Genomic DNA, 23,231 nt, shown 5'->3' with positions numbered 1-23,231 from the left:
GGTCAGCTTTTGGCACTCAGCTAATAGTCGGTATCAAGCGATAACCGGCAATTCAGGAGATTTGCCGTCAGCTAAGTAAAACTAAGAGGATACCTCCCCTTTACTACATGACTAAATAACCCACCCCAAACATAATATATATAGCTAGCAATAACTTATGCTTTTTGCTATTAATAGAAGCTCATAAAATAAGGACGCTTTACGCTAAAATAGGCAAAGTGTCCTCTGATAAAGATGTTAGCTTGACGATGAAACTTTCTCTGATATTTTTTACATTACTTTTTAGTACTGCGGTTAGTGCGCAACAAGAACTTTCAGGAAACTGGGAGGGCTTTTATTCTGGTTCCACAAACGCGATCGGTGCAATTAATATAAACATCAATTCTTCAGGTTGTTTTGTAGAAATGGAAGACATCTCAAATGTAACCAAGCTTCCTTTTCCATGCGAGTCTTTACGCTTGATAAATGGTATTTTCTCTTTTACCACTAGGAGAAGCTTCTCAGAAGGTAAAGATTGGGTGGAAACTCGCTATCAACTTGCGCTATTACCCCACTTTGCAGATAACAAAGTTCCTAGAACACTTATTGGTACTTGGTTACAGGGAATGGTTAAAGTGGGTCAAACTAACTTCGTAGCACTTAATTCAGGCACGTTAAAGGTAAAAGAGAGACTTGCAGATTAGCAAAGCTAACAAATTAAGTCGCCCGCTGCGCGGGCTGGGAGAAAATACGGTCGCTGCTTCGCATTTTAAAAGTGAGGGGCTTTCAATTAGAGTAAAGGATGTATTAATGAGATTTATCGTAGGAATTGTTTTTTTACTGGCATTGAGTGGTTGTATGAACCCCGCAGCCACAGGCCCTAAGTTTTCGGGTCTTATGCACACAAATCAAGATCAAGCTTTGGTTTACTTTTACCGGCCTTTGGCTGATGACGGTGGAACTGTTTGTTTAAATGTTGTTGTAAGTAAGATAGAAAAAGGCTGTTTAGGAACGAAAGGTTTTCTTGGGTTTTATCTTGCGCCAGGTACTCATACAGTACAAATAAAACCAGATGCTTTTCCTGTCCACACGCTTTTAGAATTCGAAGTAACTATTGCCTCAAATGACAGACGTTTGTTTCGGTATTCGATTGCAAATTCTAGCAACGTACCAAAAGACAATCTTGTTTCCAGATACACGATGGGTGGAACTGTTTTTGTTCAAGAGGTTTCTTTTAGTTTAGTGCAGCAACAGCTTTCCGATTTGAATGAGTCAGTTGGCTTTTAACAAGTTGCTAAACGTCAGCTATATGTTGCACAATCCGTCCTTCTCTTGGCTCTCACACTTAACTCCCAAGTTATAAAATCTTAGTCAAAACTGATATTTTGCTTTAAAAAGTAATCTTTAGTTTCAACAACGTGGTAAGTCGAGTTGTTTGTATTAAATTCATCATTTTTATCGGATGGCGTGGCTTCACCACTTATCCGAACTATGTCATACAGTAACGTCAAAAGGTAGGTTGGTTAAGCTGAAGGCGCCACCCAACAAGAGTATCGATTCACGCCTTGAAGGTCAGCTATGGCACTTACCTGCCCATATAGTCATATCACTCCCATCGGCACTCGCGCATATTCACTTTGTCGTTATTAAAAAATACGCCTTCTGATAATAGCTTTTCGCGTTGTTCTTGGTATTTTTCGCTACCTGCAGGGAATGATATTTTACCTTGGCTATTCACTACCCTGTGCCAAGGTATAACTGAGTCGTTTGGCATCATTTTTAATAAGCGCCCGACCAACCGTGAGTTTTGCGGGTAGCCCGCAAGAGCTGCAACTTGCCCGTAGCTTGCCACTTTACCTATTGGTATGCCTGCGATAACAGTATAAATAAGTGTTTCTTTATCAATATCAGCGTTCATTTAAATACGCCTCACTAAGTACTTTAAATTGCTCCCAAATAGTGCGCGCTACAGGGCCATGGTGCACTGCATGTTGTCTAAAGGCTCTAATTTGTGCACTAAACTTATGCTCACGGTCAGTTATGTGTATTTCTTGAAGTAAGCCTGCTTTTATTTCAGGGTCGCAGTGCTCTAGGCTCATCATTGCCCAACCCGCGCCTGAGAGTAAAAACGATTTTAAGGTCGATACATCATCAATTTTCATCATGGCCGAGCCTTTTGAGTACGATAGCCTGTCACTGTCGATACTCAAATCACTTTCAAACATGGCTAAACACGGATACGTTTGTAGTTCGCTATAGGTTAGCTTTTGAGGAAGTACGCCTTTAGCGCTGACAATGCCAATATCGAGCCTGCCTATAGGTACGCTTTCTAAATCGCCTGTCGCATGGAATAAATCAAACCACGGGCCAATACCTAATTCGGCTTGCCCATTATTTACTTGCTCTAACGAAATAAAGCGCTTCCCGCTTGTTAAGCTAAATTCCGTGCTGGTAAACAACCTAAAAATATTACTTATGATCTCGTTGTAACTTTGCATATGGCAAAGTTGTTCGTAACAAATTCTAAATTGGGGCTCATTCCCGAGTGCTAATTCTTTAGCAAGCTGTGCTAACTCGCCGTTCGCATGCAGGAGTTGCTGCGCCTCGCGGTGAAAAATACGCCCTTTTTCAGTAAGCTGTAATCGGTACTTACTTCTATCTAGTAACTCAAATCCTATTTTTTCTTCTAGTTTTTTAATAGCAAGTGTAAGCGCGGGCTGCGTTTTATGTAACTTTAATGCGGCTCCGCTTAAGCTTGCGCTTTGCACTATGGCATCTAAAATTATTAATTGATTCAGCTTCATATACCGCCCTGCAACATTATAAGTAAAACTTATTGAGTTTCTAAAATTTAATGATTTTTATTTTATATGTTTGCAGCGTATGCTGCACTTAATTATTTTGCCATTATTGCAACGGAGAAGACATGAAACTCTTTCGTCTATGTTTATTAACAACGACCTTACTTAGCTTAATAGCCTGTTCTGAGCCAGAACAACAAGTTAAAGAAGAGCCCATTCGCCCTGTTAAATTATTCAACATAGGTCATGATTCTCAAATTAACATTCGCAGCTTTCCTGCTGAAGTTGTTGCAAACCAAGGGTCATACCTTGCTTTTAGAGTAAATGGCGAGCTTGTAAAATTTCCTGTCTTAGCAGGCGAACATGTAGAGAAAGGCCAACTATTGGCAAAGCTCGATCCTGAAGATTTTGAATTGCAATATGATGATAGAAAAGCTAGGTATGAACTTGCAAAATCTCAACTTAACCGAATAGAACAATTATTTGAAAAACGAATTACTAGCCAATCAGAGCTCGATAAAGCAACTGCTGATATGCAAGTTGCTGAATCAGCATTCAAAATAGCTGAAACAAACCTTGAGTACAGTGAATTACGTGCTCCCTTTAGTGGCATCGTCGCTAAAGTATTTGTTAAAAACTTTGAAAATATTCAAGCGAAGCAAAATATATTACGTTTAGAAACCCGCGATTTAATGGACGTTGAAATACAAGTTCCTGAAAAAATAGTTGCACGCTTTAATAAAGGCACTAGCTACCAACCTACTGTTAAATTTGACGGTTACGACGACAAAGAATACACCTTAACGATAAAAGAATGGGATACGCAAGCAGACCCTGCAACACTTACTTATAAAGTTGTTTTTTCTCTGCCTGTACCCGATGACTTTAATTTACTTGCTGGCATGACAGGCAGTGTACTAATTGATTTGAGTAAAGTAACTAACTCACAAGTTGCTTACACAATTTTACCTATCGAATCCGTTTTTTCTGATCCTCAAGAAACCATTAAAAATAATGCATATGTTTGGCTTTACGACGAGCAAACAGGTCAGGTTCATAAGCAAGCGGTAGAAATTGGTCAACTTCATCGCGACGGCATTGAAGTACTAAGCGGCATTAAAGAAGGTCAAATAGTTGTAGCCGCGGGTGTACACTCAATAAAAGAAGGAATGAAGGTACGCGCGTGGAATAAAGAGCGAGGCTTATAACAATGAGCTTTGCACAACTCTCTATAGAAAAAAGTAATCAGCTGGATGTTTACGTTGCTGCTATTAATTGGTGGTAGCGTATCGTATTTTGATTTAGGGCAATTAGAAGACCCTGAATTTACACTCAAAAAGGCCATGGTTATAACCATGTACCCAGGTGCTTCACCGCAACAAGTTGAAGAAGAAGTAACCTTCCCTATCGAAAATGCGATTCAGCAATTACCTTATGTCGATTATGTAACGTCAATTTCCTCAAATGGAAAATCGCAAATTACAGTAGAAATGAAAAGCACCTACCGTAAAGAACAACTGCGACAAATATGGGATGAAATGCGTCGTAAAATTAATGATCTCTCCCCCTCATTACCTACTGGTGTCTACCCAAGTATAATTTTAGATGATTTTGCCGACGTATACGGTGTGATGTATTCGGTTACAGGCGATGGCTATTCGTATGATGAACTTAAAGATTACGTAGACTATTTAAAGCGCGAGCTGGTACTTGTTAAGGGGGTTAGTAAAGTTACCGTTGCTGGAGAGCAGCAAGCACAGGTTATGGTAGAGATATCGACTCGTAAATTAGCGCAATTAGGCATAGCTCCTAGTCATATATTTCAACTTTTACAATCGCAAAACACGGTATCAAACGCGGATAAAATTCGCGTAGGCGATGAATCAATCCGTTTTCATCCAACGGGTGAGTTTAAAAATGTAAAAGAGCTTGAAACGCTACTGATTTCAAAAACAGGCGCAAGTGAGCTAATTTACTTAGGTGATGTAGCCAAGGTACACAGAGAATATGCCGAAGTACCAAGTAATATTATTCGCTACAATAATGAACAAGCATTATTAATAGGTGTGTCATTTACCTCTGGTGTTAACGTGGTTGATATAGGCAAGCATATAGATGAACACTTGGCATCGCTTGAGTATCAACGACCACATGGCATTGATATTAGTTCGGTGTACAATCAACCTAAAGAAGTTGAAAAGTCAGTTGATGGATTTATTATCAGCTTGGTTGAAGCTATTGCGATTGTAATTGTGGTTTTGCTTTTGTTTATGGGGCTAAAAAGCGGCATTTTAATTGGTGGTATTTTACTACTGACCGTACTAGGTACGTTTATATTTATGAAGTTGTTTGCTATCGATTTACAGCGCATATCGCTTGGGGCACTTATTATTGCACTAGGGATGCTGGTTGATAACGCAATAGTAGTAACCGAAGGCATACTAATAAACCTTAAACGTGGCCAAACAAAACTCAAAGCAGCAGTTAATATTGTTGAACAAACAAAGTGGCCTTTACTAGGTGCAACAGTCATCGCGGTAACCGCGTTTGCACCAATAGGTTTAAGCTCTGATGCCAGTGGTGAATTTGCCGGTAGCTTATTTTGGGTGCTGTTTATTTCGCTTTTATTAAGTTGGATAACAGCTATTACATTAACGCCATTTTTTGCCAATTTGATGTTTAAAGAAACTCAATTCAAAGGCGAAAATGACCAAGAAGATGAAGACCCATACAAAGGCTTTATTTTTAATGGCTATAAGGCTGTATTAGATTTTTCTCTACACTTTAGAAAAACCACGCTTATATTAATGGTTGTTTTACTGTGTACTGCGGTTGTTGGTTTTGGCTCTGTAAAACAGTCATTCTTTCCTGCCTCTAATACACCTATGTTTTATGTAGATTACTGGCAAGCACAAGGTTCTGATGTTCGCTCAACCCTTGAGGGAGTTAAACAGCTTGAGGCGTTTTTACAAAAAGAAGAACTCGTTGAAGAAATAACAAGTACCACAGGGCAAGGCGCACCGCGCTTTATGCTTACCTACGCGCCAGAAAAGTCATACCCAGCTTATGGGCAATTGATTGTTCGTGTTGCCGACAGGGAAGCTGTTGCCACTATAATGCAAAAAGTCCGTGATTATTCAAATCAGTATGCGCTTTCTGCACAACTTAAAATTAAACCAATGGAAATAGGCCCTTCTACCGATGCCAAAATAGAAGCCCGTTTTTCGGGCCCTGATCCTGTTATTTTAAGGCAACTGGCCGCTAAAGCCGAAGAACTGATTGGTAACGATGATGGCGCATACAATATTCGTAATGACTGGCGCGCACGTACCAAAATGATTCGCCCACAGTTTAACGAACAAAAAGCACGCCGCTTAGGCATTAGCAAATCAGACTTGGATGATATATTACTCACCAGTTTGTCAGGTAAACAAGTAGGTGTATATCGTGATGGTACGCAGTTGCTGCCTATTATTGCACGATCCCCGGCTAACGAGCGCTTAAACGTAGAAAGCGTTCACGACCTTCAAATATACAGCCCAGTACTTGGTGTATTTGTACCAGTAACCCAAGTAGTAGACGAGTTTATTGTACAATGGGAAGACAGCCTAATAATGCGCCGCGACCGTAAACGTACTATTACTGTGATGGCCGATCATAATGTACTCGGCGATGAAACCCCAGCTAAACTATTTGCGCGTATTCGCGGCCCAATAGAGAATATGGAACTGCCACGTGGTTACCAACTGGAATGGGGCGGCGAGTTTGAGTCATCAAGCAAGGCTCAAAAAGCAATATTTGGCTCTTTACCATTGGGTTACTTAGCTATGTTTGCAGTAACTGTATTATTATTCAACTCAGTTAAGCAACCTTTGGTAATTTGGGCAACCGTGCCTCTTGCTATTATTGGCGTAAGTGCAGGGTTATTGATTATGAATACACCATTTAGCTTTATGGGTTTGCTTGGTTTGTTAAGCTTAAGCGGTATGTTGATCAAAAATGGGATTGTGTTGGTCGATCAAATAAATCTCGAATTAAGGGAAGGTAAATCGCCCTATGAAGCCGTATTTGACTCTGGTGTGAGTCGTGTGCGCCCAGTTGCTATGGCCGCTATAACCACTATTTTAGGTATGATCCCGCTGCTATTTGACGTGTTCTTCCAGTCAATGGCGGTAACCATAATGTTCGGTTTAGGCTTTGCCACCATACTAACCCTCATTGTAGTGCCAGTACTTTACACGGTTATCTTTGGAATAGATTACGAACCGCGTAAGTAGTTAAACATCTAATCGGTTAACATAAAAAAATGCCACTGGCTCAAGGTCAGTGGCATTTTTATTTAATACCGATGAAAAAAGAAAGGCCACATATTGAGTGGTTAATAAATTAGCCGCAACACTTTTTGTATTTTTTGCCGCTACCACATACACAAGGTGCGTTACGCTCTGGTACTTTATCAAATACTTGTGGTGTTGACTTGCTAAGCGCAAAGTCTAGTTCGCGAATATCTTCTGGTACGTCTGCTTTAACTTCAATCGAAGCAAACAGCGAATGCTCTGCTAATATTGCTTGTACTTCAGATTGTCGTTCAGCCGAGTTTACAATTAATGTTAGCGGATGTAACTCTGTCCCTACCTTTGCGGTACGTTTTGGCGAAAATCCGCTACTGTTATTTTTACCCATTATATCGGGCTTACCCATAAAGAAAAACTTTGACATGCTACTTCTATAACCTTTCTACATTATTAAGACGGCGCATCTTAACAGCTTACCCAACATATAACTAAGTGTACTTGTTAATGCACAATATAAATTAGGCTTTAGCGTATATACGCCTAATATAACGACATAAATAAGCTATTTAATGGATTTAAAATAGAGATTTAGACAAACCTTAAATTCGTAATAGAGTGAAATTACGCTGACTCAGCTTAGAGACATTTTAGTATCTAATATCAATCCGTAATAATACTTGATCAATTTGAGGGCTTAAGCCTGGCGCTAACTGTGTTAAAAACTTCTGATATACGACTGCATGGATGCAGAAGGTAGAGCAATGCAGGGGCAATTACTGATAACAACTAAATAAGAAATTTTTGCCTTGTTATCGACACTATTTCTCACCTCAAAATAGCACACTTAATTAAGCTAAGTGGTATAACACCACCACTTAGCTGCACATTATTTTTTAAACTGAGAATACGGCCTGAGCTTGGTTGTGAGTCTGATTTAGCATTAGACGACTTATTCTCTTTAATACTTTTTGGCTTACCAACATACGTGGTAGAACGCTTTTGATAAGGTGCTTTACTGCGCTCATTTTTGCGCTCGCCATTAGCATTACTACGCTCAGAGTTGCGATTTGAACTTCGCTCAGTATTACGCTCGCCACTTTGTACGCCTTTATTAAAACGGCGAGGATTTTCACCCTGAAAGTCACGTTTTTTGGGAGCCGACGGCGTATTATTTTCTGATTGTTTGTTAGCATCAAGCGAATGTTCTTGGGTTTTACCTGAGTCAGAAATCGAGTCGTTTATTTGCGCCATTTCAGTATCAGACAAATGACGCCACTGCCCTACCTTTAAACCTTTTAGTGTTACGTTCATTATACGAGTGCGCTTTAACGTAACCACTTCGTAACCTAAATATTCACACATACGGCGTATTTGACGGTTTAAACCTTGGGTAAGTACTATTTTAAATTCTTTAGGGCCACTTTGCGTGACTTTACATTCTTTAGTGACGGTATCTAAAATAGGCACGCCATTGGCCATTTTTGTAACAAACTGACGATTAAGCGGTTTATCCACCGTAACAACGTATTCTTTTTCGTGATTATTGCCCGCACGCAAAATTTTATTAACGATGTCGCCTTCGTTAGTTAAAAATATAAGCCCTTCAGACGGTCTATCTAAGCGCCCTATTGGAAATATACGCGTAGGATAGTTAACTGCTCGTATAATATTACTTTGAATTTTACTTTCGGTAGTACACGTAATACCAACGGGTTTGTTGTAAGCGATATAAACGCGCTTTGGTGTGGCTTTAAGTGGCTTGCCATCAATTAATACAACATCGGTAGCGGCTACTTTTACGCCCATTTCTGGAGAGTAGCCATTAACGCTGACACGACCCTGCTCAATATATTTATCGGCTTCGCGGCGTGAACAAAATCCTGTTTCACTAATAAATTTATTTAAACGTTTTAATTCGGTCATGGCACTTATAGCGTAGTAATTTTTAAGGCGAGTAGTGTAAACCACCCACACTATTTTTTCGCCCCTAATTTAGAATTTATAGGTGTTTAAGCATTAATTTTTGCTTTCGTTAATTTACGCCATACAAATTCAAGCGGGCCTTGGTTAAAATAGCGGCTGTATATAAAGGTAAATATGAGCTGCATTACAACTAATGCCGTTGCCAGCACCCAGTAATCAATACGATCAAAACCGAGCACCCAGTGTGTAAATAGCACTTTATATAACAATAGTTGCATGAGTGTTTGGCTAATATACAAGGTAAATGCTAAGCGCCCTGTTTGCTGAATAAGCTTGCCAACGTGTGCGCTGTTATTGCAAAATTTAACAATTAAATGAATATACAGCGTCGCCATTCCAAGTGCCGCAAACATATTTATTAACTCTTGTATGGCATACATAAAGCCACTACTGTATTGCGAGGTATAGAGCCTAAATGCACTCAAGATCGTGGTTGCAATAACGATTGTTACTAGCTGTTTTGTGCTTAAGCCTTCACTAAATACCCCCTGTTTATACAAGTAAATACCAATGAGCATAATCCCTGCACACATCCACAAGGTCATTATCGGCACTATAAATACCATTAATGCATTCATACCTAAGTTAGAAATAAAATAATCAAAATAATGTGGGCTATATAAAGAAATAAAATCTTGAGAGTCGCGATAAATAATATCCACAGGTGCACTATACATAACCAGCCCAGTGGTGATGCCACACAGTAAAATAAATGCAAGACCTCGCCTCAAAAGTAACGCATTATCGCTTTGTAGGTATTTCAGAGTAAACCAACCTGAAATGCCATAAACAAATAAAATATCACCAGCCCAAAGTAAAAACCCATGTGCTAAACCAAACAGTATTAACCAGTAAAGCCTACTTTTTAACTGCACATCAGACTTATAACGTTGCCATTGAATATAAAGCCCAGCCCCAAACAGCAAACTAAACAGCGTTCTAAAACGACCGTCTACAAATAAGGTACTAAAAATATAAATAGTAGAGTCACTAACAGGGGCATTACTGTGCGCAATGTAGCCTAATTCAAAAACACCAAAAGCATAGCTATTCATGTAAACTAAGCCCAGTACAGCTATGCCACGAATGAAGTCCATATTGTAATTGCGCATTAAAGCTAATGTCCGTTAAATATTGTTCTTATAGCTGTCGGCCCAATTGACCGACTGTTGGTAGAGTGCAGGCAGTATAGCATTGTCTATATTCAACAAAAGCCCAGCTTGCTCTAGCGACCACCAGCTTCCAGTTTCGTATGCTCTAACAACATTTAAAATATAGTAAAGGTTATTTTTATCATTTAATAATGCAGCTTTTATCTCATCTGGAAAAGGCAGCTTTTCAACAAGTAAGCTCATCGGTTGATCAAGTATTGCATCAAGCAATGAAAATAAACCGGTTAAAAAAGCCTCTCCAGTTTGGCTCTTTGCTACATTTTTTGCTAAAAGCTCACAAAAACGAGCACGAACAACGCAAACCTGCATTAGCTCAGCAGGTTTCTTTCCTGCTGTATGAGCGGTAACAATAAGGCTCACAAACTTTTTAAGACGATCATGCCCTAAATAGACAAGTGCTTGCTTTAATGACGATATTTGACTTTGTATAGGAAAAACACCACTGTTTATTAAACGCAGTAGTTTATATGCAAGGGCGGCATCTAGCTCAAACAACCCAGATATAACTTTTATATCTGGGTTTGGCTTCATTATTTCAGCATAAATAGCGACAACTAACCCATAATTATAATCGATATCGTTTTGCTTGATCATAGTGGGTTTTGCAAAAAAATAACCTTGGAAATAATCAAACCCCATATCAAAGGCTAATTTATAGTCGTCTTGTGTTTCTATTTTTTCGGCTAATATTTTTATTTGTTTATGTGCTTGCAGCTTTTTAACGATGGGTTGTATTTCGTTAAGCGGTGTCATTCTTATATCAAATTTTATTAATTTGACGAGCTTTAAAAAACGATCCCACTGTGGTTTATACACAAAATCATCGAGTGCGAGTTTATAATTACTATGAAATAAACCTCGGCATAGTTCGTAGTTATCATCGTTTGGCTCAATGGTTTCAAGTAGTTCGATTACAACATCTTGGCAAGGCAAAAAAGCGCATAAGTCGAGCTTCAATGATTCAGGACCAATATTAATGAGTGCTTTTTTTCCTGATGTAATATGGCGAGTACCTAAGTTAAGTTGATTCTCCATAATAAGACGAGCGGTCGCTTGGCCTTCTGCAATATCAGAAAATAATTTTTAGGGCTATCACGAAAAAGTAGCTCGTAAGCTACTACATTTTGACGACGATTAAATATTGCTTGCCTTGCAACAAATACAGACACATTACCTACTTCTTGTTTTTTATATCAGACTTAGTCATTAAACATTAAAGCGATACAATTGTCACTGAACTTTGCAAAACACGTAATAATTTACCTATATAAGGTTGTTATATAAGCAGTTGCGATTTGCGTCCATGAAAAACGGGCTTGCTCAGCACCCTTTTTTACTTTATGCCACTTTTGAGGTTCTTGCTTTTTAATTGAGAGTGTTTCGTCTAAACAGGTGAGTAAATTACTAGTTTGCATGGCTAATGTGTCGCCACTAAAACTAAAACCATTTTCATTATGCTGAACGGTGTCTTTTAATCCACCAACACTATGCACCAAGCAAGGCTGTCCCGCTCGCATTGCCAGCATTTGACTAATACCACATGGCTCAAACGAACTTGGCATTAAGAACAAATCACCTAGTTGATACATTAAATCACCAACACCTTGACCATAACCTTGCAAAAATAAAAGGTTAGAATTGCGTGCCATCGCTTTAGTAAAAAGACTTTCAAGTTTTTTGTCACCCGAACCTAAAACAATGAATCGACCACCGTATTTATTAACTAGTTGGCAAACGTTATCAATAGCTAAAGTACCGTTCACCTGCTGGCACAACAACAAGACTTTTTGCTCTGTAAGTCGGCCTACACTTGTTACTAATGGGCCAGTATTTGCTGCAGCTTTAAATTGCTGTAGTCGCTGGTGCGCAATATAATAACCACTTTGAAGCTGCTTATGGTTACTCATCCAGCTAAATAAAGTGTTCTCTATTTTTTTATATAAAGTATTTAAGTCTGCATTTTCATTTGTTAACTTAGGATACTCACAGCCATTTAAAATACCAACCAGTTTGCCTTGTTCTGCCGCATTTTGCAGATCTTGTTCAAGCCCTTCGCCGCCAAAAAAACCATGTTCATAATTACTTGGTTTAAGTACTTCTTGGCTATAGGTTGGTGATACAACATGTACTTTATCGCATAGGTTAATGGCACTGCGCATTGGGTTAAAACAATGCGGATAACGTGGATCACATAAATGTTGACCGTTATAACTAAGCGAAGGAAACCATGCTTCTAGACTCGAGTCATCGTGCTTAAAAGGCCTTATTCCCTGCAGCGCTATGTTATGTACAGTGTAGGCTATATGTATGTTATTTAGTGCGCTATAACGTGGCTCAAATTTAATTAAAACGGCAACACACGCGCTGTGCCAATCATGCAAATGTAATGCATTAGGGCGTGTAAGTACCCCTTGTAATAATGCCTCACAAACTGCGGCATTAAATAAAGCAAACTTGGTTGCATCCGTGGCAAATGGCCTACCGGGTGCATCGTTGCAGTAAACAGTGCCTGATTCACTAAACAATGGGTGGCTAATAACAATTTGGCTGACATTACTTTGCGTTTGTCGTACTTTAAAAAGTGTTAAAACATGTGGCTGTGCATTAAAAGCAACCGTTACTTCACCGAGATAAATACGCTCAATAAACGCAAAGCCGTAATCAGGAATAACAACATCTACAGTTACACCTTGCTCTGCCAAGGCCTTTGGTGCATCACGCACTACATCAGCTACTCCACCTACTTTAGCGCCTGGTAACGCGTCGTTCTCTGCTGCAACCATTAATACATGCATTAATTTACTACTTCCTTTAACCTAATGAGCCTGCTCAATAAAGAGCAAGCCTTGTTGTCATGTTTAAAATTAGTTAGCTAGTTTATTTAAGCTAACTTTTTATTTTCATTTGCTTGGCGCGCAAGCTTTTTTGCAAGCTCAGTGAGCATATCACGGGTCACGAGTACGATGCCTTTTTTAGACACTCTAAAGCCATTGTCTTCATCTGTCTTACGATCAAAACCAATTTCTAGTCCTGCTGGTATCTCACAGCTTCTATCTATTATCGCCCGCTTAATTTTGCAGCCTCTATTTATAATTGCACCAGGCAATATAACTGACTGCTCTATCTCGCAAAATGAACGAATATGTACATTTGAAAACAATAAAGACTTTCTAACAGCAGAGCCCGAGATAATACAACCCCCAGAAACTGTTGAGTCTAAAGCCATTCCGCGCCTATCATCGTCATCAAAAATAAATTTAGCGGGCGGTAATTGTTCCTGATAGGTCCAAATTGGCCACATCGGATCGTATAAATCAAGTTGCGGCTCAGGCATTACCAGTTCCATATTAGCTTCCCAGAATGAATCTAGCGTACCCACATCACGCCAATAAGGTTGTCCTTCTTGGTTTGGATCTCTAAATGGGAAGGCAAATACGTTATGCTCTTCTATTATTGCTGGAATAATATCGTGCCCAAAATCGCGACCAGAACCTTCATTTTCAGCATCTTTTTTGAGCTGTTCAAACAAAAATTCGGTGTTAAATACGTAATTTCCCATTGAAGCTAAACACGTACCTGGCTTACCAGGTACTGAACTTGGCATTGCAGGCTTTTCGTCAAAACGGCAAACACGATTTTCCTCATTAACGGTCATTACACCAAAAGTATCGGCGGCTTCTTCTACGGGTACTTCGATACAACAAACAGTCATGTCGGCGCCATTTTCTACGTGCTTAGCTAAAAGAGCACCGTAATCCATACGATATACATGATCGCCCGATAAAATCATCACATATTTTGGTAATTCATGACGAATAATATCTATATTTTGAAAAACAGCATCGGCGGTTCCACAATACCAATCATCGCCTTGACGCTGCGATGCTGGTAGAATTTCAACCGACTCTCCCAATTCCTTTTTAAAATGCCCCCAAGCACGGTTAACGTGCCTAATAAGTGAATGAGATTTATATTGTGTGGCAATACCAACGCGCCTAACGCCTGAGTTAATACAGTTAGATAACGGAAAGTCGATTATTCGATGTTTACCACCAAAGTAAACCGCAGGCTTTGCTCGCCAGTCAGTCAGTTCATGCAGGCGTGAACCGCGACCTCCAGCCAGTATTAGTGCGTAAGTTTCTCTGGTTAGGCTGCTTATATAACGATTTTCGTAGTTGGGCATAATACTCTCTCCATTTAGTTTTTGCTGTTAGTGGTATGACTTTTAGTTGTCGTTAAGTCTGTTGCACTAATGTTGAGGGGTTCTAAATGCCAAATGTCGTCACTGTATTGGCTTATGGTTCTATCACTTGAAAACATGCCACTGGCTGCTGTATTTAAAATACTCATTTGTGTCCAGTAGGCTTGATCAGTGTAGGTCTTATCTACTTGTTTTTGAGCATCAACATAGCTTTCAAAATCATGCGCGACCAACCAAGGATCGTTCGGGCTCTTAATCGCATTGATCACGTCATCAAATAAGCATGGTTCGAATAAATTAAAATGGCCACTTTCTAAAAGCTGCATTACGTTTGCCAAGTCACTATTTTGTGAAATTAAATGCTCTGGATTATAACGTGATTTAATATCATCAATTTGATGTGCTTGAGCACCAAACAAAAAGAAATTATCAGCACCCACGGCATCTCTAATTTCAATATTTGCGCCATCAAGTGTACCTATCGTCAATGCACCATTCATCATGAACTTCATGTTACCTGTACCTGATGCTTCTTTACCTGCGGTAGACACTTGCTCTGACAAATCGGTTGCAGGGCAAATAACTTCCATTGCTGTTACGTTATAATTTGGTAAAAATGCTACGCGTAAATACGGTGCTGCTAATGGATCTTTATTAATAACCTCAGCCACATTGTTGATTAGCTTAATAATTTTTTTAGCCATGTAATAGCCTGGCGCTGCTTTACCACCGAGTAATACACAACGCGGAACAAGCCCTTGCGTATCACCGCGACGAATACGGTCATATAGATGAATTACATGCAACACATTAAGTAGTTGGCGTTTGTATTCATGAATTCGCTTAACTTGTACGTCAAACATCATCGATACATCGAACTCAACACCGCAACGCGCTTTGACTAAATCAACAAGGCGTTGTTTGTTTTCGCGTTTAGCTGATTGCCACTGAATATGAAAGGTTTGGTCATCAAAAAATCGACGTAGTTGACTAATTTGACTAAAATCGCCTACCCAATCGTTACCAATTTTTTCGCTAATTAATTTGCTTAGAATAGGGTTGCAGTGAGCAAGCCAACGACGTGGTGTTACGCCATTTGTTTTGTTATTAAACTTATCTGGCCACAGTGCATAAAACTCTTTAAACAAGCCTGCTTTTAGTAACTCAGTATGCAGTGCCGCGACTCCATTTACGGAGTAACTACCGACTATTGCTAAATAAGCCATACGAATTTGCGGCTCATCACCTTCTTCAATAAGCGATAGCGCTCGCTGTTTATTAACATCCCCTGGCCACTGCTGTGCAACTTGGGCCAAAAAACGTGCATTTATCTCGTAAACTATTTCTAAAATACGCGGTAATAACCTTGCAAACAAAGATACTGACCACTTTTCAAGTGCCTCAGGAAGTAAGGTATGATTTGTATAGGCCATTGTTTTAGTAGTAATTTTCCAAGCACCTTCCCAATCAAGTTCGTAGTCATCAATCAAAATACGCATCAGCTCTGCAACAGCAATACTTGGATGCGTGTCGTTTAATTGAAACACATGAAAATCAGAAAAATCAGAAAAACTCTCACCGTGTTGTGCAACCCATTGATCAACAATGTCTTGAATACTCGCAGACGATAAAAAATACTGTTGGCGTAACCTAAGTTCTTTACCATTTTCGCTACTGTCGTTTGGGTAAAGCACCATAGTAATTTGTTCAGCTAGATTTTTTTGTGCTACAGCTTCTGAGTAACTACCAGCATTAAACTCAGTTAGATTAAATTCATCTGTCGCTTCTGACTTCCACAGACGAAGTGTATTAACAATATTATTTTTATAGCCAGGAATTGGTACATCATATGGCACAGCTAATACATCGTGTGAACTCATCCATTGACGATGCTCTCGGCCATATTTATCTGTATAGCTTTGCACATAGCCACTAAATTTAACGCGCTTTGCATGCTCTGGGGCACTCAGTTCCCATGGATGCCCTTCACGAAGCCAGTTGTCGGGTTGTTCTATTTGATTTCCGTCATTTATAGACTGATTAAACATACCGTATTCGTAACGAAGGCCATACCCAATTACAGGCAGGGCCAAACTTGCACAGCTATCTAAAAAACAGGCTGCTAAACGCCCTAAACCACCATTACCTAGCCCTGCATCATGTTCGGCATCTTCAAGCGTTTCGACTGTTGTACAATATTCTTGTAATGCAGAAGCAACTTGATCATCTAAATCTAGATTTAAAATAGCGTTACCCAGTGCTCGTCCCATTAAAAACTCAAGAGAAAGGTAAGCCGTTTTACGGCGCTTTTGCTGTCTAATTTGTTGATTGGTTTCTCTGCAACGAGCAACAAGTCGATCGCGAATAGTGAGCGCTAATGCATGATATAAATATAACTGTGATTCGCCGACCTTATCTCGGCCGAGGGTGTAATAAAAGTGACGTGTTAAATCATCTTTTAACGTACTTTCATCAATAACAGGGCCTTCTTGCCAACCCTTTACTACACACACTTGTTCATCTTGCTTAGCCATGACCTACTTCCTCTAAATTTGAACTGAAAACCCAGCTACTTTGTGCAGAAATTTCAACCATCGCATCGTTGTTACTACTTACAGATGCATTATTTACACTTGATAAAACCATTTGCCAAGGCGCACTTATTGGAGATTGCGGCAATTGGCAGGACATTACTTTTTTACTCGCATTAAAAATTATTAAAAGTGCATGTTTATTTTGCTTATCGAGCAAGCTGTACATTAAAAACTGACGCGTATTTTCATGCCAATGCGCGTCAGTCATAGTTACACCTTCTTCGGTAAACCACCTAACTGTAAAGCGCTCATCAATATCATCTAAAAACACACTGTGTTTAAACGCACTGTGGGTACGTCTGATTTTTAGTGCATCGTCTATAAAACGAGTCAATGTATGATTTAATTGTGAGTCTTTCCATGCAAGCCAACTGGTGCGATTATTTTGGCAATAAGCATTATTATTTCCCCCTTGCGAGTGCGCTATTTCACTCCCAGATGAGAGCATAGGAACTCCTTTGGACAAAATAAGTGTAAGCAAAAAGTTTTTTTGCTGTTGCAAGCGGAGCGCTGTTATTTTGGGATCATTTGTAAACCCTTCTACACCACAATTAAAAGAATGATTAGCACTGTGACCATCTCGATTTTGCTCACCATTTGCCTCATTGTGTTTTTCTTCGTAGCTAACTAAGTCAGCAAGCGTAAAACCGTCGTGACTCGTTATAAAATTTATACTATTGAGCGGACCGCGCTCACTGTGCTCGAAGATATCAAATGAGCCATGTAAACGTTTGGCAACGGTGGCGATAATGCCTTCTTCACTTTTCCAAAAACGCTTTATTACATCACGATATTGATCGTTCCATTCTCGCCAAGGTGCCGGAAAAGCACCTAACTGATAGCCACCAGGGCCTATATCCCACGGTTCACTAATGAGCTTTACTTTGTTTAAAATAGGATCTTGGGCAACCGCTTGTAAGAAAGTATGAGAAGCGCTAAACCCAGATTGAGAACGCCCTAAAATAGTCGCCAAATCAAACCTGAAGCCATCAACTCCCATTACTTCAACCCAATAACGAAGACTATCGAGTACAAGTTGTAATACACGAGGGTGGTCAATATTAATCGTGTTACCGCATCCAGTATCGTTTATATATAAATCTGGTCGATCGCTTACAGTGCGGTAATAAGCTAAGTTATCAAAGCCTCTAAGTGACAATATTGGGCCATCATTACCGGCCTCTGCGGTATGGTTGTAAACAACGTCGATAATAACTTCAATGTCGGCCGCATGAAGCTCTCGCACCATTTGCTTAAACTCATTTATATCGTCTTTAACCAAGTAGTCTTTATGAGGTGTAAAAAAGTTAAGCGTGTTGTAACCCCAATAATTTTGCAGCCCTTTACCCGTTAAAAATTGTTCACTAATAAATGAATGAACAGGTAAAAGTTCCACAGCTGTAATACCAAAGCTCTGTAAGTGTTCAATAAAACTGGGATGACTTAGTCCTAAAAATTTCCCTTGTAGGTACTTAGGAATTTCGGGATGACGGCACGTTGCTCCTTTCACATGGCATTCGTATATAACCGTATTTGACCATCTATGGTTTGGCTTTTTATGCGCGTACAACACAGGTGCTGCTACTTTTGACTTAGGTATATCAATCGCATTATTTACGGTGCTTTTAGTGCCGATTGGCATTTGCCCATAATGACGCTCACTCCAAGTAAACTCACCAAATAAGTCTTTTGCGTAAGGGTCTATTAATAGTTTGTTTTCGTTAAACAATTGACCGTGCTTAGGGTTATATTCACCCTCTACTCTAAAGCCATACAAAGCACCTGCATTTAAAGGAAATATATGAATACTCCAAATGCCGCCTTCGTTAATGCTCATTGCCACCTTTAATATTTCTGAATGGCCACTTTTGTCAAATAAACATAAGTAAGCTTGAGTTGCTTTTGGTGCATAAAGTGCAAAATTTACACCGCCGTCAGTAACACTTGAACCTAAGGGTTCAACTTGGCCGTGAGTGACTTCAAATTGATTACTCATCTTCGACCTTTTGTAAATAAATAGTAGTTAAACCACCAATGGCAATAGAAATGCTTTGAGCGAACCCATGATTAGGGCTGTCGAAGGTAGTAACTATCTTTGATTCGTTTTGTGTAACGTCTATCCCTGAGCCAAAATAATCGGTTTCATCTGTATTTAAAATTACTTTATAGCGGCCTTTATTTGGCACACCAATGACGTAATTTTGATAAGACTCTGGAGTGAAATTAGCTATAACAACCACTAAATTTCGTGCATTTTTGGCATACCGTACAAAACTTAAAATACTTTGATCGTTATTGTTGTTATCTATCCAATCAAAGCCTGCTGCACTTGTGTCAAGTTCGTACAAAGCAGGTTGGTTTTTATATACATGATTGAGTGTTTTAATTGTTTGTTTTATACCATTGTGACTTTGATGCTCTAATAAGTGCCAATCAAGCGAATGATCGTGGCCCCACTCAGTGCGCTGAGCTATTTCACAACCCATAAACAATAATTTTTTACCTGGATGCGCCCACATAAACGCATAATAAGCTCGAAGGTTTGCGAACTTTTGCCAATCATCCCCTGGCATTTTTTCAATAAGTGAGCCTTTGCCATGCACTACTTCGTCGTGACTCAATGGCAGTATGAAGTTCTCACTAAAGGCGTATACCATCGAAAAGGTTATTTCGTGATGGTGGTGCTGTTTGTAAAGCGGATCGCGTTGCATATAGTGCAAACTATCGTTCATCCAGCCCATATTCCATTTATAGCCAAACCCTAAACCGTTATGCTCAACACTTTGTGTAACACCTGGCCATGCAGTTGATTCTTCGGCTACCATCATGATGCCAGGGTTGTTTTTATAACTTCGTAAATTAACCTGCTTTAGGCACTCGATTGCACCAAGGTTCTCACGTCCACCATAACAATTAGGGATCCATTCACCTTCTTTACGGCTGTAATCTAAATACAACATTGAAGCCACTGCATCTACTCGTAAACCATCAAGCCCAAATTGGTGTAACCAATACATTGCATTAGAAATCAAAAAGCTTTTAACTTCAGGGCGATCGTAATTATAAATATAGGTATTCCAATCGGGATGAAAACCTTGACGCATATCGGCATGTTCGTACAAATGAGTGCCATCAAAACGATGCAAACCATGCGGATCACTTGGAAAATGCCCAGGTACCCAGTCGAGTAAAATACCTAAATTTGCTTTATGGCATTGCTCTACAAAATATTTAAAACTGTTATAGTCACCAAAACGGCTAGTAGGTGCAAATAAACCAACGGGTTGATAGCCCCACGAGCCATCAAACGGGTATTCACTGATAGGCATAAGCTGTAGGTGGGTGAAATTCATTTCAAGTGCATAGCTAACTAGCTTGTCAGCAAGCTCTACGTAACTTAAATAACGATTATTTTCAGCGCGTTGCCATGAGCCTAAATGCACTTCATAAATACTAATTGGTGCATCAATATGGTTACGCTTTTGTCTATTTTTTAAGGCCTGTTCATCAAGAATTATAGGTTCTGGTTTGTATTGCAATACACTGGCAGTACCGGGGGCTTGCTGCATTTTAAACGCATATGGGTCTGCTTTTTCAAACACGTCTCCACTTTGTGCGGTAATTGCAAATTTATAGCACATGTCAGCTTTAAGGCCTGGTATAAATAATTCCCATACACCACTTGCAGGATGAAAGCGCATAAAGTGACGATTAGCTTGCCAAAAATTAAATTCACCAATAATTGATACACTTGCTGCATTTGGCGCCCACACACAAAAACGCACCCCTCTACATTTTGTTGAGTGCTAAAATGTGCACCAAAGTGTGAGTATGCATGCTCTAAACTACCTTCGTTAAATAAGTACATTGCCTGTGTATCGAGCGCAGTGTCAAAACTGTATTCATCGTAAAACGTAACGGCTGTATTTGTGTATTCAACATCACATTGATATGGCGCGCTTGGCAATGTTTTTAGCTTTGCAATAAACAAATCACTTTGCTTGTATCGCACCGCTTTTATTTTTTTACCGCCAAGGTTAATTACAACATTCAACGCAGTGGGTAAGTAAAGTCGTAACTCTGTGTCTGTGTTTGTTAGTTTATGTGCCCCAAGAAAGCTAAACGGGTCTTTAAAACGACCTGCGCTTAACGCTTGTACTTGATCATCATAACTATTAAAAGAAGATCCAATATTATCTACTGCTGAGCTACTCATTAACCTTTCCTTATTGAATCTATTGCAGCTAACAAAGAGGCATTTTTACTAAAAATCTCTTCGCAAGTGTGTGTTAAAACACGCCGCCAATTGGGATACTCGGTATCAGTTCCTGGAATATTCACACTGTAAAGCTGCTCATCTAAATCATCTATTTGCAGCGCAAGTAATCGTGATTGCGACTTTGCTAAACATAAGGCAAGTGATTTATAAACGTCCATTGCATTAGCTTGTAGGTTAAGTTCATTTGTTTGATTGGCATTAATAAAGCGCAATAATCGCTCTTGCTCTTTTACACGTTGGTGGGTTAAGTCGTTGCATTGCTGCTCGTTAATTAAACTGTATTGCTGCTTTATATCTAAATCATCGTGTTGCCACCAGCCCATAAAAGGAGGCACATCGTGATTGGCAATCATTAATAAGCAACGTGATGGTAAATCGTTAACCAATAAAAATTCATCATCGTGCTGTTTTTCAAAATAAAATAAGCTGTTAGAAAAAATACCGCTAGAGGCTAAAGCATCTCTTACCTCAGGGGGACTACACCCAGATCTTCGCCAATAACAATACTTTGATTAATATGCGATTCAATTTTTAAAATTGCGAGTAAATGCTCAAACGGATAATAAACATAACAGCCATCTTGTTTACCATTCGTTTCAAAACACCACCATAAACGCCTAATAGCCATTACATGGTCAATTCTGAGACCACCTACATTTTGCATATTTGCGCGAATAAGTGAGCGATAAAACTCGAAGTGATTATTGCTAAGACTGCGAGGATTGAGTGCCGGAAGCCCCCAATTTTGACCTGCTTCAGCCCATGGGTCTGGCGGGGCACCAACACTTGCCTCTTGGCTAAATAATGATTGCTGATTTTTAAATTCGGCCCCATCGCCAGCACACCCAACAGCTAAATCGTTGATTAAACCAATAGCCATTCCCAGCTCTATACAACTTTTTTGACAAAGTGCTAACTGTAAATACGCTTGCCACTGCAAATAATAGTCAAACGTTAAATTATCTGATTCAAGGGTATTTAGCGTACTTGTATGAGTGTTACAAAATGCTGTAAACGCTTGTCGACGCTCATTACTGGCAGTTAATTCAAACTGACTATAAAGCGCTTTAAATAACGTATATTTAATACGACTTACGTTTTCGTAATTTATAAATTGATCATTGCTTTGCATGAGAGAAATAACATCATCACTTTGCATTAAAGCATTTAGCTCTGCATTGTTATTAGCGTCGTCACATAAATCAATGGCAATATATAAAGGGTTTAGCAAAGCACGACTGTTAGGGCTATAAGGACTTGCTCGCTCTGGCATATCGGCAAATAATAAATGAAGTGGATTAAGTAAAATATAATCCATGTTTTGCGCACTACATAAATGAGTTAACGATAATAAATCGCTAAAATCGCCAACACCTAATAGCGCTTTATTTTTTAAAGTATAAAGCTGAATAGAGAGCCCTGTACGCTTTATATCATCTACTTGATATACTTGTTCAGGAACAGACCAAACCTGTGTATTTGAAAATTGCTCGCCTACTTTTATCGTTGCATCATAATATCCAGCTGGGATAAAAGGTAATTCAAGCGCAACCTCAATATATCGCACGCCATGCAAGTAATATTCACCTGTGACAGGTAAATCACGCATAGTTTGAAATGCCAAGTCAAGACCAAGCGCCTCTACTTTTATGCCTACACATAAATGCTGTTGACGCTCATCTATACGAATCTTTAAGGTATTTTCAGGCCATTCAAGCAAGCTAACACGCGGAACTAATTGCTGCCAAGTAGCTGCATCTAATTCATAGTTAAGATGCGCTATTTGATTAGCATCGTTAGTGTCAATACCACAGCACTGTAAAGCTTGCTTTCGTGTATCGTTGCTAAAAACAACCTGTTCACCAGTGTATTTAGTGAATTCATAACCAATGCCATGCAGGTAAAATAACTGCGAAAGAGCGTCCAT

The 23,231-nt window shown here is 39.4% G+C and carries 12 protein-coding genes and 4 pseudogenes; 4 read left to right on the top strand and 12 right to left on the bottom strand.

From position 1 onward, the window contains the following. Positions 1–248: 248 nt before the first annotated feature. Together P4S65_RS19690 and P4S65_RS19685 are read left to right on the top strand one after the other, a co-directional pair. Positions 249–683 carry a hypothetical protein gene (locus P4S65_RS19690; protein WP_337120996.1) on the top strand — a complete coding sequence of 145 codons (435 nt, stop codon included), beginning with the start codon at positions 249–251 and terminating at the stop codon, positions 681–683. Next, complete coding sequence (locus tag P4S65_RS19685; protein WP_197184951.1) at positions 673–1,266, top strand: hypothetical protein; 594 nt, start codon at positions 673–675, stop codon at positions 1,264–1,266. Before P4S65_RS19690 ends, P4S65_RS19685 begins: the two co-directional genes overlap by 11 nt. A gap of 319 nt (positions 1,267–1,585) precedes the next feature. On the opposite strand, the gene P4S65_RS19680 is transcribed toward P4S65_RS19685, so the two are convergent. Together P4S65_RS19680 and P4S65_RS19675 are read right to left on the bottom strand one after the other, a co-directional pair. Beyond that, the gene (locus P4S65_RS19680) at positions 1,586–1,897 is read right to left on the bottom strand and encodes an MGMT family protein (protein ID WP_337120992.1); all 312 of its coding nucleotides are present in this window, start codon (positions 1,895–1,897) and stop codon (positions 1,586–1,588) included. Next, complete coding sequence (locus tag P4S65_RS19675) at positions 1,887–2,783, bottom strand: LysR family transcriptional regulator (RefSeq protein ID WP_337120990.1); 897 nt, start codon at positions 2,781–2,783, stop codon at positions 1,887–1,889. Before P4S65_RS19675 ends, P4S65_RS19680 begins: the two co-directional genes overlap by 11 nt. A gap of 122 nt (positions 2,784–2,905) precedes the next feature. Here P4S65_RS19675 and P4S65_RS19670 point away from each other — a divergent pair, with 122 nt between their 5' ends. Beyond that, the gene (locus P4S65_RS19670; RefSeq protein WP_007376342.1) at positions 2,906–3,988 is read left to right on the top strand and encodes an efflux RND transporter periplasmic adaptor subunit; all 1,083 of its coding nucleotides are present in this window, start codon (positions 2,906–2,908) and stop codon (positions 3,986–3,988) included. Between the two features lie 2 nt (positions 3,989–3,990). Continuing rightward, a pseudogene (locus tag P4S65_RS19665) lies at positions 3,991–7,057 on the top strand (efflux RND transporter permease subunit). 109 nt (positions 7,058–7,166) lie between these two features. On the opposite strand, the gene P4S65_RS19660 reads toward P4S65_RS19665, so the two are convergent. From P4S65_RS19660 to malQ, 10 genes and pseudogenes are all read right to left on the bottom strand, one after another. Continuing rightward, positions 7,167–7,499: a PBPRA1643 family SWIM/SEC-C metal-binding motif protein gene (locus P4S65_RS19660; RefSeq protein ID WP_149605455.1), complete on the bottom strand. Its 333-nt coding sequence runs from the start codon at positions 7,497–7,499 to the stop codon at positions 7,167–7,169. A gap of 401 nt (positions 7,500–7,900) precedes the next feature. Then, entirely contained in the window at positions 7,901–8,998 is a 1,098-nt protein-coding gene (gene rluF / locus P4S65_RS19655) for a 23S rRNA pseudouridine(2604) synthase RluF (protein ID WP_337120987.1), read from the bottom strand. 86 nt (positions 8,999–9,084) lie between these two features. After that, positions 9,085–10,155 (bottom strand): DUF418 domain-containing protein, encoded by a 1,071-nt coding sequence (locus P4S65_RS19650; RefSeq protein ID WP_337120985.1) that lies wholly within the window; start codon positions 10,153–10,155, stop codon positions 9,085–9,087. A gap of 30 nt (positions 10,156–10,185) precedes the next feature. Beyond that, positions 10,186–11,399 (bottom strand): annotated as a pseudogene (locus P4S65_RS19645) (EAL and HDOD domain-containing protein). A 90-nt stretch (positions 11,400–11,489) separates the two neighbouring features. Continuing rightward, complete coding sequence (locus P4S65_RS19640) at positions 11,490–13,025, bottom strand: glycogen synthase (protein WP_337120983.1); 1,536 nt, start codon at positions 13,023–13,025, stop codon at positions 11,490–11,492. 86 nt (positions 13,026–13,111) lie between these two features. After that, entirely contained in the window at positions 13,112–14,413 is a 1,302-nt protein-coding gene (gene glgC, locus P4S65_RS19635) for a glucose-1-phosphate adenylyltransferase (RefSeq protein ID WP_008137132.1), read from the bottom strand. A gap of 14 nt (positions 14,414–14,427) precedes the next feature. Continuing rightward, on the bottom strand, positions 14,428–16,965 hold the full coding sequence (locus P4S65_RS19630; RefSeq protein WP_337120980.1) for a glycogen/starch/alpha-glucan phosphorylase: 2,538 nt from the start codon (positions 16,963–16,965) through the stop codon (positions 14,428–14,430). Further along, entirely contained in the window at positions 16,958–19,021 is a 2,064-nt protein-coding gene (glgX, locus tag P4S65_RS19625) for a glycogen debranching protein GlgX (RefSeq protein ID WP_149615233.1), read from the bottom strand. Before glgX ends, P4S65_RS19630 begins: the two co-directional genes overlap by 8 nt. Beyond that, positions 19,014–21,241 (bottom strand): annotated as a pseudogene (gene glgB / locus P4S65_RS19620) (1,4-alpha-glucan branching protein GlgB). Before glgB ends, glgX begins: the two are co-directional and overlap by 8 nt. Further along, positions 21,241–23,231 (bottom strand): annotated as a pseudogene (gene malQ, locus P4S65_RS19615) (4-alpha-glucanotransferase). The pseudogenes glgB and malQ overlap by 1 nt, the downstream one beginning before the upstream one ends.

The sequence above is a fragment of the Pseudoalteromonas sp. B131b genome (genome assembly GCF_037162545.1).
GTDB lineage: Bacteria > Pseudomonadota > Gammaproteobacteria > Enterobacterales > Alteromonadaceae > Pseudoalteromonas > Pseudoalteromonas fuliginea.
This window is presented reverse-complemented; position numbering and strand designations above follow the sequence as displayed.